General features: G+C 44.0%; 15 protein-coding genes. 2 read left to right on the forward strand and 13 right to left on the reverse strand.

Translation table 11 applies throughout. The annotated features are described in order from the left end of the window. Both H6S82_RS06305 and H6S82_RS06310 read left to right on the forward strand, forming a co-directional pair. A partial coding sequence (locus tag H6S82_RS06305) for a molybdenum cofactor biosynthesis protein MoaE (RefSeq protein WP_191056093.1) occupies positions 1 to 358 on the forward strand: 358 nt, incomplete at its 5' end. 95 nt (positions 359 to 453) lie between these two features. Next, entirely contained in the window at positions 454 to 768 is a 315-nt protein-coding gene (locus tag H6S82_RS06310; RefSeq protein ID WP_190473288.1) for a hypothetical protein, read from the forward strand. A 103-nt stretch (positions 769 to 871) separates the two neighbouring features. Here H6S82_RS06310 and H6S82_RS06315 read toward each other — a convergent pair whose 3' ends face one another. The 13 genes from H6S82_RS06315 to H6S82_RS06370 form a co-directional block, all read right to left on the reverse strand. Beyond that, a complete protein-coding gene (locus H6S82_RS06315; protein WP_190473286.1) occupies positions 872 to 1099 on the reverse strand; it encodes a DUF4351 domain-containing protein in 228 nt (75 codons plus the stop codon). A gap of 49 nt (positions 1100 to 1148) precedes the next feature. Then, complete coding sequence (locus H6S82_RS06320) at positions 1149 to 1349, reverse strand: hypothetical protein (protein WP_190473283.1); 201 nt, start codon at positions 1347 to 1349, stop codon at positions 1149 to 1151. After that, a complete protein-coding gene (locus H6S82_RS06325) occupies positions 1342 to 1593 on the reverse strand; it encodes a UPF0175 family protein (RefSeq protein WP_190473280.1) in 252 nt (83 codons plus the stop codon). Before H6S82_RS06325 ends, H6S82_RS06320 begins: the two co-directional genes overlap by 8 nt. Before the next feature lie 38 nt (positions 1594 to 1631). Further along, the gene (locus tag H6S82_RS33885; protein ID WP_255512297.1) at positions 1632 to 1763 is read right to left on the reverse strand and encodes a hypothetical protein; all 132 of its coding nucleotides are present in this window, start codon (positions 1761 to 1763) and stop codon (positions 1632 to 1634) included. 88 nt (positions 1764 to 1851) lie between these two features. Further along, complete coding sequence (locus H6S82_RS06330) at positions 1852 to 3585, reverse strand: bifunctional serine/threonine-protein kinase/formylglycine-generating enzyme family protein (protein WP_190473277.1); 1734 nt, start codon at positions 3583 to 3585, stop codon at positions 1852 to 1854. A 230-nt stretch (positions 3586 to 3815) separates the two neighbouring features. Further along, entirely contained in the window at positions 3816 to 4106 is a 291-nt protein-coding gene (locus H6S82_RS06335) for a DUF2103 domain-containing protein (protein WP_190473274.1), read from the reverse strand. 1 nt (position 4107) lies between these two features. Continuing rightward, on the reverse strand, positions 4108 to 4401 hold the full coding sequence (gene clpS / locus H6S82_RS06340) for an ATP-dependent Clp protease adapter ClpS (RefSeq protein ID WP_190473271.1): 294 nt from the start codon (positions 4399 to 4401) through the stop codon (positions 4108 to 4110). 336 nt (positions 4402 to 4737) lie between these two features. Then, positions 4738 to 6756 carry an FAD-dependent oxidoreductase gene (locus H6S82_RS06345; RefSeq protein WP_191056094.1) on the reverse strand — a complete coding sequence of 673 codons (2019 nt, stop codon included), beginning with the start codon at positions 6754 to 6756 and terminating at the stop codon, positions 4738 to 4740. 261 nt (positions 6757 to 7017) lie between these two features. Continuing rightward, on the reverse strand, positions 7018 to 9051 hold the full coding sequence (locus H6S82_RS06350) for an FAD-dependent oxidoreductase (RefSeq protein WP_190473265.1): 2034 nt from the start codon (positions 9049 to 9051) through the stop codon (positions 7018 to 7020). A gap of 471 nt (positions 9052 to 9522) precedes the next feature. Next, positions 9523 to 9669: a CHAT domain-containing protein gene (locus tag H6S82_RS06355; RefSeq protein ID WP_190473301.1), complete on the reverse strand. Its 147-nt coding sequence runs from the start codon at positions 9667 to 9669 to the stop codon at positions 9523 to 9525. A gap of 109 nt (positions 9670 to 9778) precedes the next feature. Further along, positions 9779 to 10177, reverse strand: a complete 399-nt coding sequence (locus tag H6S82_RS06360) for a nuclear transport factor 2 family protein (RefSeq protein WP_190473262.1) — start codon at positions 10175 to 10177, stop codon at positions 9779 to 9781. A 107-nt stretch (positions 10178 to 10284) separates the two neighbouring features. Then, positions 10285 to 10713, reverse strand: a complete 429-nt coding sequence (locus H6S82_RS06365; RefSeq protein ID WP_190473259.1) for a nuclear transport factor 2 family protein — start codon at positions 10711 to 10713, stop codon at positions 10285 to 10287. Positions 10714 to 10721: 8 nt separating this feature from the next. Next, on the reverse strand, positions 10722 to 11076 hold a 355-nt coding region (locus tag H6S82_RS06370; RefSeq protein WP_199317869.1), incomplete at its 5' end, for a hypothetical protein.

Consider the following 11076-nt stretch of genomic DNA (forward strand, 5'->3'; position numbering starts at 1 on the left):
GATGAGCGGCATGGTTCGCAACCAAACCGATGGTAAGCCGGTGGTAGCGCTGGAGTATCAAGCTTACGAACCGATGGCTTTGCAGATTTTTCGCCAAATTGCCGCCGATATCCGCAAAAATTGGCCAGATGTGAATCGGGTGGCGATTCACCATCGCATCGGACGTTTGGTAATAGGGGAAATTAGCGTGTTGGTGGCGGTTGGTAGTCCGCACCGAGGTGAGGCGTTTGCAGCTTGCAAGTATGCTATTGATACATTAAAACACAACGCGCCGATTTGGAAAAAAGAACATTGGAGTGATGGTTCTAGCAGCTGGGTGAGTATCGGTGCGTGCGAAACGCAGGCAACAAACTGCTAGGAATATTGCAATTTGTAACTATTGCTTTATCTCAAAAGATTAATCCTTTAGACTGATGTGCGATTCAAAATTTTGGGATAAACAAGGATAGGCAAATGCAGCATTTGCTCTGGCACGATTATGTGATTTTGATTTCTTTTATTGGTTCTATTGCTGGACTTTGGTTAATATTCGATCGCCAGCAAACTCAAGTGGATGAGGTTGCAGAAACAGAGCGATCGCTTTTTATGATGAGCTTCGCTTACTGGATAGTTTACTGCGTAACTGTTGGCGTCCAGAAGTTCGATCTGCCTGAATGGGATATCTTGCTAACGAGTTTGCAGTTAACTGCGGCTATTTCTTACTTTTTAACTTTTTGTTGCGTACTGATTCTGCCACTGCATCGCTTTTCGTTGCGACAAGTAGAGTGATCCCGTAATTGGGGATTGCTAAAGCGCGTTGCAGGTGAATGAGGTACAAAGAAACTCGGTTTCTTTGTACCGATGTAAAAAAGTGATGTATGTGCGATCGCACCTATTCCAACCACGCCTCCAAATCTGTCACTTCGGAAAAACCTAATAAATCTACTCCTAAATTTTCTAATTCTTGGACAGATAAACTGCGGATTTTTTCTAGAAGCAAAGGAGTGATTTCCCCAAATTTCCACTCTAATAGGCGTGTAACGAATAACAGTGCTTCTTCTGTTCTTCCTTCGTGTCTTCCTTCTTGGAGAATTTCTTGGAAAAAAGGAGACTGGCGCATAAAATCAGCCCTCAAAATGGAACGAATTACGTTGGTTTCAAGGCGTAAACTAGCTAAAATGTTGGCGAACAGTTATCCACGATAAAGAAGCTAGATTTGGCAGAGATATACCTAACAATTTGCCTGTCGCAATTTCCGACTCAACAGCTTGGGGTATTATAATTTCACTATACAAATTTGGTAGCAAATCCAGCAAATTTAATTGGTAAAGATATTGAATTGGCGAAGTGTCAGAAATGACATTAGGCACGCGCCAAATCCTCCTTCAGTTCCTCTTCCGTAAGTCGAAATGTGTCAACTCCGTAATCAGCAAGCTTGGTTAGAAATACAACTTGCGGTATACCAGCAAGATTAGCCGCAGCACCAGCGGAAAGTTTACCTAATTCATATAGTTTGATTGCTGCTGCTAAACAGACTTCATCGCGCAGTTGTTCGGGAGTTAGTTTCAGGGCTAACGCTGTTTCTTCTGGTAAAGATAAGGTAAATTCGTACATTTGGTAATCGGACTTCGGGGTAAATAATACTTAAGATTTTAACAAATAAAGTTTATGCAACCGTCTTGCTTTTTTGTGGCATCCTTTGCTATAATCAGCCCATCCAGCAGATCGGAAAGTCCGGTAATCATCAAATTGTAGGTTTTTTGGATAATTGGTAATTGCCTCATTTAAAAAAAATTTTTTACGCCTTCGGTGGGAAGGGTAAAGAAAAGAGGGTAAAGGGCAAAAGGGCAAGAGTATAAAGGGCTATAAAGTCTACGCCGCAGCACACACAACCCGAAAACCGATATTGCCGAAACTGTAGCCCGCATCAAACCCATTGCGAAAAGCCGAGCGGCAGTAATCGGGAGAGTAGATCCACGAACCACCGCGCCGCAGTCGGGGAGATTTTTCATCGCTAGTTAGCCATATAGTTTCATCGTTAGGTGCGCCTTGATAATTATCGTGCCAATGGTCAGCGCACCATTCCCAGATATTGCCGTGGAGGTCGTAAAGGCCAAAAGCATTAGGAGGAAAGCTCCCTACAGGGGTAGTTTCACGACGATATTTCCCTTTCCGCCCCAAGCCGTAGGTGTAATTAGCATCGTAATTAGCTAATTCGGGAGTAATTGTTTGACCAAAGTAAAAAGGCGTTGTTGTTCCGGCGCGACAAGCATATTCCCATTCTGCTTCGCTGGGTAATCGATAAGATCTGCTAGTGTGTTGGGAAAGGCGATCGCAAAATTCCACAGCATCGTACCACGAAACACACTCTACAGGTCGATTTGCTCCTTTAAATCTAGATGGGTCTGCTTGAAGGTCGCGGTTAACTTTTGCAAGATTAGCAACCGCTTTCCACTGCGCTTGAGTAACTGGATATTTTCCCATTAAGAAGGGTTTAATTGTCACCTCATGTTGGGGTCTTTCACAATCTCTGCTTCTGTATTCAGTTGACGGCGCACCCATTGTAAATGTACCGCCGGGAATGTAAACCATATCGAGTTTGATATCATTACCCAAATCTTCAGAAAAAGATTGAGATTGAGATTGTGGTTGAGGAGGTTGGGGAACTGATATTTTAGGAACAGGAACTTGAATTTTTGGCTGAGGAAATGAGACTGGCGGGGAATTGAGCGCTTTGAGAACTTCCGCAGCAGATTGATAGCGTTCTGAGATGGGAAACAATAGCATTTTATCTAAAATTAGTCCCAATTCATTACTTACAGCAACATTTTGCTGACGCCATACCCACTGCATTTGCATCGGGTCGAAAAGTTTATCGACCCAATCACCATTTCTCTCTTCTAGCAAGCACCCAGTTAATAGCCGAATACAAGTTACCGCTAAACTATAGAGGTCACTAGCTGGAGAAACATGACCGTGCATTTGTTCGGGTGCTGCATAACCGGGTGTACCGGTAATAGTTCCGATTTTCGTAAGCACGGTAGCGCTTAATTGTTTGGAAACGCCAAAATCAATCAGAACGAGAGAACCGTTACCGTTTCTAATAATATTATCTGGTTTGATATCTCGATGAATGACATTTTGATTGTGGATAAATTCTAAGACGGACAGCAATTCATTGAGCAATTGTCTAACTTGCTGTTCGCTGAATTTTCCCCGTTGCTGTAATTCTTTTAATAAATCCTGACCGTCTATAAATTCTTGTACCAGGTAAAAACGATTGTCTTGTTCAAAAAATGCCAGCAAGTCGGGAATTTGGGGATGTTTGCCCAAATCTCGCAGTCTCATTCCTTCTTGCTTGAATAATTCGGTAGCTTTCTGGAGTGCAGCGCTACTTTGCAGTTGCGGCAAAAACTGCTTAATTACGCAGGGGGTATCAAAACGGTGTTCGTCTACCGCTTCAAAAGTACGACCGAATCCACCTTCACCAAGATATTTTATGGCGCGATAACGGTCAGCTAAAAGTAATTTGTTACCGCAGCGCTGACAGAATTTGGTGAGAGGTGGGTTTAAAAATTGGCAATTAGGGTTCAGACATTGACTCATATCATAAACTAAGGCAGGCAGGATGCCTACCCCACAAGAATTTTTGAAGATGTTTATTGTTGGTAGAAATCGGTTTTCTACTTATATCTCTAGGTTGAAAGCGAAGATTTTGCATAGAAATCCGCTTTCTTTGCCTAATAGCTGGATTATATGATAAACTATTAGATATCTCCAAAAATTCTTGTGGGATAGGCATCCTGCCTGTCTCTAAGATTCTTTTCTGGAGAAGTCTATTTGATGATTTGAGCGATCGCATCCTCCAATTCATCTTGTTTGCAGCTAGTAATAATAAAAACTTCTTGAAAAGTTTTGCCATGTCGCGCTATTAATTTAAAACCACCGCGAATTGGCACCGATACTTTTAATTGCAATTTTGGGCAGTGACCTTTGGCTCTGCCAATCACTGCGGGGGTAATAGTTTGAATACCGGGATGTTTGGTTAGCTTTTCCAGGATTGGAATTAAGCCGGTAATATGAGTAGAATGATTGAGAACGACGCGGCCACTGCTGGGGTTACTCATTTTATGCTGCCTCTAGGGGAGCCATAGTCAGTCCCGCCCGCAACAGTTGTTGGTGGTAATGTTCCGCTTGCTCTTGGGGGCCAACCCAGACGATGGCTTGACCTTCATAGTGTACCTGATTCGTGAGCTCCCAAGCGCGATCGCTCGTCATCCCTGGGATATATTTTACCAAGCAATCATGTACGTGCTGAAATGTGTTGAAATCATCATCCAGCACGATTACTTTGTAATTCGGGTAAGGCTTACGGGTAACTTGACTGGATTTCTCAGGAGCTATGATGGGTGCATTCGCCATAAGTCATTCGATTTTGGATTTTGGATTTTAGATTTTGGATTGGCTGGGCTTTGAAAGGATAGACCTTGAAATAAGCGAGAATTTTTTTGATGATTCCCCTTGAAAGGAGAGGCTTGAAGCCCTTTTTTTTCGGTAACTGACCGAAAATATCTTAACAATCTGAAACAACAATTTACTAATGTATCTTAATCCGAAGTGGGAGCGGAGGGGCTAGGGGCTAGGGAAGAGGGAAAAGGGAAGAGGGAAGAGAGAGAGGGAGGAATTTTGACTTTTGACTTTTGACTTTTGGCTCCCCCTCTTCCCTAGCCTCTAGCCCCTAATCCCTAGCCCCTTCAATCACTGCCAATCTTGCCTTGTATTGAAAATCGAGGTATTGGGGAAAGCTGTAGGATTGCCGTTACGATCGAGACGGCGTTGCAAAGCTTCTAGTTGCGGTTCTTGTTGGGGCAGTCGATCGACCAGTTCATATGGTAAAATACCGTTTTCCAGAGCAAAAGCGGCTGTAGTTCCGGCTGCTGCACCCGCCGACCATTCAAACGAGTGTACTCGATAGGCAGCTGCGGCGGTGTGGCTAGTGGCGATACTTTTACCCGCAACTAACATATTGTCGATTTTTTGGGGAATCATCGCCCGTAGGGGTACTTGGAAGGGATAAGCTTGACCTTGACCTTTCCTTGTTCCTTCGCGTTCTTTGTTACCTGGGGCTTCTGGTGGGCTTTGGGCCATGCAGGGATGGAAGTCGATCGCATAGTGACCGATGCCGACAGAATCGGGGAAAATGAAGGCACGCGATCGCGGTTTCACATCTGCCGGAGATACAATTTGTGCGAGTACGGAGGGCGCATTTATACCAGAAAGGATTGCCCACAAACGCCGATACTCTTCCTCTGACAGGTTATTGCGGTAATAATCATCGCGAAAATTATTCCGAGAAATATCAATTTCCCAGACTGTAAAACCTTCCGGCTGACCGAAGCTGGGGCGTCCGATAATGCGGCGTCCTTCACGTATATATGGATACTTCGATAACCCGTGTGCGGTTCCCATTGGGGCATCTAAACCGCTCAGATAGCGATGATTTGGGTACGGTTTCTTCACACCATCACCCAGTTGTGAGTCGGTAGTCCCTGTTACCAGCCAGTAAAAATAGCCGATCGCATTTTCCTCACCTTTGCGAAGAGTTTCCGTCCGCAATCCGCCCATCCATCCACCCGGTTGTAGCTGTCCGGTGGCTTGCAACTGTTCGCGAGTATAGATAAAGTTATCTTGCGATGTTCCCGGACGGTAATCGTTACCCCAAGTCCAGTTTTGCATAGAAATATCGCCTGGATCGATCGGATATTCTCTCGGATTAGTTCCCAATTTTCGATCTGGTTTGACACTTTTAATCCGGCGATAAGTGAAAACAAGAGGGAAACTCGCTAATCGCTGCAATTCATAGCTGTAATACGGCGCATATTGAGAGTAAAATGAAGGCAGCGTGTGAGTTTGCGGTTCTTTAGTTGCCTGCATTGCAAAGGTATAAGTAAAGCCTTGCGTGCAGTAAGCATCGCCGCTTTCGCTAGCAGAAGAAGGTTCCAAGACGGAACGAGGATCGATACCCAAACGGTAGGGAATATCAGCTAGTCCAATTAATTCGCCGGTTTCCGTAGCTTCGATGACAAACCAATCGGCTGGTTTTGGTTTTTGGGCAGATTTTCGCGATTTTTTGGGTACGAAACGGATGATAGATTTGTCAAATTGGGCTGAATTTTCGTAGCGATAGCTGTCTTCGATCGTCTGAGATAAAGGTAGAGTATTTAAGGGCGGTGCATTTTTGGCCGGACGGTGTTGAATCGCTACAGCACTTTGAATTTGTTTTCCATCTCCACTAATTTCTAATTCCTTAATTACTGTAGAGGGAAACCATTTCAGTTTACCATTGCCGCGATCTTCCGCATCCTTTAATATGCCAAATAAAAGTTTGTGACCGTCGCGAGGCAGAAAACAAGATTCGCTTACCCAACATTTACCTGGGTTGAGGCGTTTGTAATGTTTTTCAATGCGGGTGCGAAGTTCTAAATAGCCGCGAGGATAATATAATAGTTTCCTCTGAGTCGGTCGTTCGTCTAGTGCGGAGGTTCCTTGGGCAGAAATTTGTCCGCCTACCCAGTCGGTAATTTCTGTTAGGCAAACGGTTTTTCCTGCTAGCAAACCTTCGTAGGCGGCGGCGGAACCGGAAAGTCCACCTCCCACAACCAGAAGTTCGCATTCTTCTGTTTTATCTGGTTGTCTTGGTGGTGCGGCTAGGGCTAATGGAAATGCTGATTCTAGGAAAATTAAGCTGAGGGTGAGGGTGGTTAGTATGCGTTTCATGGTTATTTTTGTTCAACTCCTAATATTGTGTCCGGTTGCGTCGTTAGTAGATGAATGATGTTCTGGATTGTCTGTAGGAATCGTTTGTTAAAATTTAACCGCTGATGTGGGCAGATAAACGCAGATAAACGCAGATAAGATGGCAATTTTTTTAGGTGATGGATGCTAGGGAAGATAAGAAGAAAGAGGATTTCATCAATCATTTATAATTGCTATTACCCTCTTTCCCTAACCCCTAACCCCTAACCCCTAACCCCTAACCTACTGCCAGTTTTTGCCAAATTCGTTAAATATTGAGGTGTCGGGAAAGGCGGTGGGGTTGCCATTTTGTTGGAGGCGTCTTTGTAAGGCTTCGAGTCGCGGTTGTTGGCGGGGAAGTTGTTCGACGAGTTGGTAAGGCATGAGATTATTTTCTAAGGCGAAGGCTGCTGTGGTACCGGCGGCTGCACCAACTGACCATTCAAAAGAATGCACTCGGTATGCTGCTGCTGCTGAGTGACTGGTGGCAATACTTTTGCCAGCGATTAGCATATTATCAATTTTTTGGGGAATCATTGCGCGTAGGGGTATCTGGAAGGGGTAAGATTGAGATGCTGCCATCGCTTCGTTGGGATATCCGTAGTTTCCGGGAGTTTCTGGGGGACTTTTGGCTAAACAAGGGTGAAAGTCTATTGTATAGTGACCGATGCCTACAGAATCGGGATATATGGCCGATCGCGATCGCTCTTTGACTTGTTCTGGAGACAATGCTTCTCGAATTACAGCAGTTGCATTCAAACCACTCAATAATGCCCACAAACGGCGATACTGTTCTGTTGATAGGTTATTGCGATAATAATCCTCGCGAAAGTTCTTTCGAGAAATATCGACTTCCCACAATGTAAAGCCTTCGGGATGTCCCCACGCGGGTCTGCCGATAATTCTTCTCCCTTCTCTTATATATGGATATTTGGATAAACCGTGAACTGTTCCCATCGGTGAATTTAATCCGGTAAGATAGCGGTTGTTCGGGTGCGGTTGCTTGACACCATCGCCGAGTTGTGAATCGGTTGTACCTGCTACTAACCAGTAAAAATAACCTTGGGATAGTTCTTCTCCACCGCGCAAACTTTCTACTCGCAATCCTCCCATCCATCCGGACGGTTGTAACTGACCTAATGCTTGCAATTGTTCGCGAGTATATATAAGGTTATCTTGAGCAGTTCCCGGTCGATAATCGTTCCCCCAAGTCCAGTTTTGCATGGAAATATCCCCCGGTTTGGGAGGTGTTACACCAAAGGTTTCTCGGCTTCTGATTTTTAATTCTTTGGGGGCATTTGGGTTACTCCAAATGCGTCGGTATGTGAAAATTGATGCAAAGTTAAATCGTTTTGCCTCGAAACTATAGTAAGGACTGTAACGGGAATAGAAGGGAGGCATTTGGTGGGTTTGCGGTTCTTTGGTTGCTTCCATTGCAAATGTATAAGTATATCCTTGGGTGCAATAAGGATCGCCTGTATCGTTTGCACCGGAAGGTTCTAAATGAGAACGAGGATCGATACCTAGTCGGTAGGGAACATCTGCAATGGCGATAATTTCTCCTGTTTCGGTGGCGTCGATAACGTACCAATTTGTTGGCTGGGTTGTTTGGGATTTTTTAGTACGCTTTAACGGTAAGAAACGGATAATTGTTTTGTCAAATCGAGATGAATTTTCGTAGCGGTAAGCGTCTTCGATCGTCTGTGATAGAGGTTCGGTGTTTAGCGGTGGTGTGTTTTTGGCGGGATTGTGTTGGATGGCGATCGCACTTTCAATTAATTTCCCATTTTGACTGATTTCCAAATCTTTCACAACCGTAGAAGGAAACCATTTCAATTTACCTTTACCTCGTTTCTCGGCATTTTGCAACATGGAAAAAACAAATTTGTGTCCGTCGCTGGGAATAAAACAAGCTACGCTTACCCAACACTCGCCGGGATTGAGTTTTCCATATTTGCGTCTAATTCGTTCTCGCAAATCCAGATATCCACGCGAAAAGAATTGCCTTTGGCGCTGGGTAGTGCGTTCATCCAAAGCGGAAACACCTTGGGATGAAACTTGTCCTCCCACCCAGTCGGTGATTTCCGTGAGACAAACGGTTTTCCCCGCTAGCAATCCTTCGTAAGCAGCCGCAGCACCCGCAAGTCCGCCGCCAATTACCAGGATTTCGCATTCTACGCTTTTATCTGGCTGTCTGGGTGGCGCGGCGAGGGCGACTGGAAAAGCCGATTCCAGTAGGATCAAGCTGAGAGGGAGGGAGATGAGGGAACGTTTCATAGTGCGATCGAGTTAAGCGCCTGCATCCAAGTAGCTTTTAGAAGTTACCATCTTCCTAATGTTCGTTACAAGCTTTTGTCGATCGGGATTGGCGATGAGGCGCGATTCGATGAAACCTGATATGAGTTAAAATTTTGTTATGGTCTGTTAAATTTGTCTTGTAAAAAGGTATATTTTTGCTCTTTCGGGTTGATGGTGAAAAATCTTTTTGATCTGACATTTTGGTGATATATTGGGTTACGGTATGGGAAATTAATTATTGATTTTGACGCGGAAATTATTGCCCGTGCCTAACCCACCCTACTCACATTTTGCACCTGAGCTAAAAACCGAGTTTTTTGCAAATAGCTAAACCTGAAAGCCTAGATTTTTCGTAAAGAAACCTGGTTTTTCAGGTCTTGTTGAGAATGGTGCAAGATGTGAGCCTACAGACTCACAATTAATAACTATGAAATTGCGTTATTATTCTGCTTAGCCGATTAGAATGAAAGCAGCCCAATCTCTCGGATTGGGATATTTTTTCATGGTATTTAACATAGCATTTTGCAATGCTTGGGCTTTGTCGGAGTTTTGTTGCAAGTTGCGATAAAAATAAGTAAGATTAAAAAATACGAATATTTTCTTTGAGCGAACACAACTTTTACCTAAACTGCTTCCTAAGCTGCAATAACTTCATTATAACGTTTGCAGGAAGATGGGGATAAAAATCACCCATCAATCATTATAGTTAATACGATTTACCGTCGCTGCCAAAATATTCGCGATAGGCACAAATCTTATCGCCGCGAATATCGAGAGAAATAGCTACCCGATTTTTGTAAGGTTCACCCCGCAAAGTTCCTTCATCGCGGAACTCGAAAACAACAGTAGTCTCGTTGCTGGTGATGCGATCGACGGAAGTAATTGTAATTCCTTCGCTGAATGTTTCAGAAACATATTGAAAGAATTCGCGAACCCTATCTTTACCCACATTCAAGCCGTGAAATGGCCCGACTGGAAACCAAAAAGTAAAATCATCGGTGAGCATATCTAGAAGTTGATTCCAGTCACCTGTTGCCAAACCGTGAGATAAGTGCTTAAATGCTTGCTGGGCAACTTCGATCGTATTCGGTTTTGTTTGTGTCATTGTAACTCTTTCCTCAACATAACGTTATTTTCTAGACCTGCGGGATATTCAACACGAACCTATGCGATCGATCTAAATTATTACCTTTTTAGAAACAAAGTTTATCGCTAAGAATTCTTTTTTAACCAATCTCCGATGCCATAAGGGTCACTTAGCGGCGCGGAAAGATGTTCGTGCCGAATTTGCCAGCAACCATCTTCATTTTTCCGAAGGACAAAAGTTGCCCGAAACGTTTGTTTTACCAGTTGACCTTTTACAGTTACTGTTAGCAGCACCATTCCTGCTACCCAAGCCAAATCTTCGGATTCTTCAGTAAAGGGGCCTTCTACCCACTCAATTTTTTGCAAATTCAGCGAAGAATCGCAAAAATCTCGCCATCCTTTGGAAATATTGCGATAGCCAAGCGTAGAGTAGCGAGGCCCTTCTACAAAAACGTAAGTATCTTCATTAGGAACGTAATTCGCGCAAATACTGTCTACCTCTTTGCCAACAATAGATCGATAAAAGCTATCTATTTGCTCAATTGGAGTTGTCATTGTAATTGTTAGGTACGTCCTAGTTCTTCTGCGATATCTTCGACATCCCGGTTATTTTCTGGATTTTCCAAAGCTTCCAATTCCTGTTGAATAATCCGCAGGATACGAGCGATGTATTCCGCTTGCCACCGCTGGCGTTCCTCAGCAGCTATTGTATCGGGTTCGTAGGTATCAATTTCGGCTCGACTCAGTATTCCTTTTGCGATCAGGAGGCGCTCTATAGTATCCAAGCGTTCGCGGGTAACTGCGTGTTCCATTGCTACAGCCAGGGTGATATTGAGTACCCGTTCGACGGCGGGATCGTCAAAGAAATATGGGCGTTTTCCTTTACTCTTACTGTTGGCTAACAACAGAGATCGGAAG

This window comes from Planktothrix sp. FACHB-1355, assembly GCF_014748295.1.
Classification (GTDB): domain Bacteria; phylum Cyanobacteriota; class Cyanobacteriia; order Cyanobacteriales; family Aerosakkonemataceae; genus Aerosakkonema; species Aerosakkonema funiforme_A.

Coding starts and splice junctions, on each gene's coding strand:
- H6S82_RS06310 (WP_190473288.1), top strand. CDS start 454: ATGCAGCATTTGCTCTGGCACGATTATGTGATTTTGATTTCTTTTATT.
- H6S82_RS06315 (WP_190473286.1), bottom strand. CDS start 1,099: ATGCGCCAGTCTCCTTTTTTCCAAGAAATTCTCCAAGAAGGAAGACAC.
- H6S82_RS06325 (WP_190473280.1), bottom strand. CDS start 1,593: ATGTACGAATTTACCTTATCTTTACCAGAAGAAACAGCGTTAGCCCTG.
- H6S82_RS33885 (WP_255512297.1), bottom strand. CDS start 1,763: ATGAGGCAATTACCAATTATCCAAAAAACCTACAATTTGATGATTACC.
- H6S82_RS06330 (WP_190473277.1), bottom strand. CDS start 3,585: ATGAGTCAATGTCTGAACCCTAATTGCCAATTTTTAAACCCACCTCTC.
- H6S82_RS06335 (WP_190473274.1), bottom strand. CDS start 4,106: ATGAGTAACCCCAGCAGTGGCCGCGTCGTTCTCAATCATTCTACTCAT.
- clpS (WP_190473271.1), bottom strand. CDS start 4,401: ATGGCGAATGCACCCATCATAGCTCCTGAGAAATCCAGTCAAGTTACC.
- H6S82_RS06345 (WP_191056094.1), bottom strand. CDS start 6,756: ATGAAACGCATACTAACCACCCTCACCCTCAGCTTAATTTTCCTAGAA.
- H6S82_RS06350 (WP_190473265.1), bottom strand. CDS start 9,051: ATGAAACGTTCCCTCATCTCCCTCCCTCTCAGCTTGATCCTACTGGAA.
- H6S82_RS06360 (WP_190473262.1), bottom strand. CDS start 10,177: ATGACACAAACAAAACCGAATACGATCGAAGTTGCCCAGCAAGCATTT.
- H6S82_RS06365 (WP_190473259.1), bottom strand. CDS start 10,713: ATGACAACTCCAATTGAGCAAATAGATAGCTTTTATCGATCTATTGTT.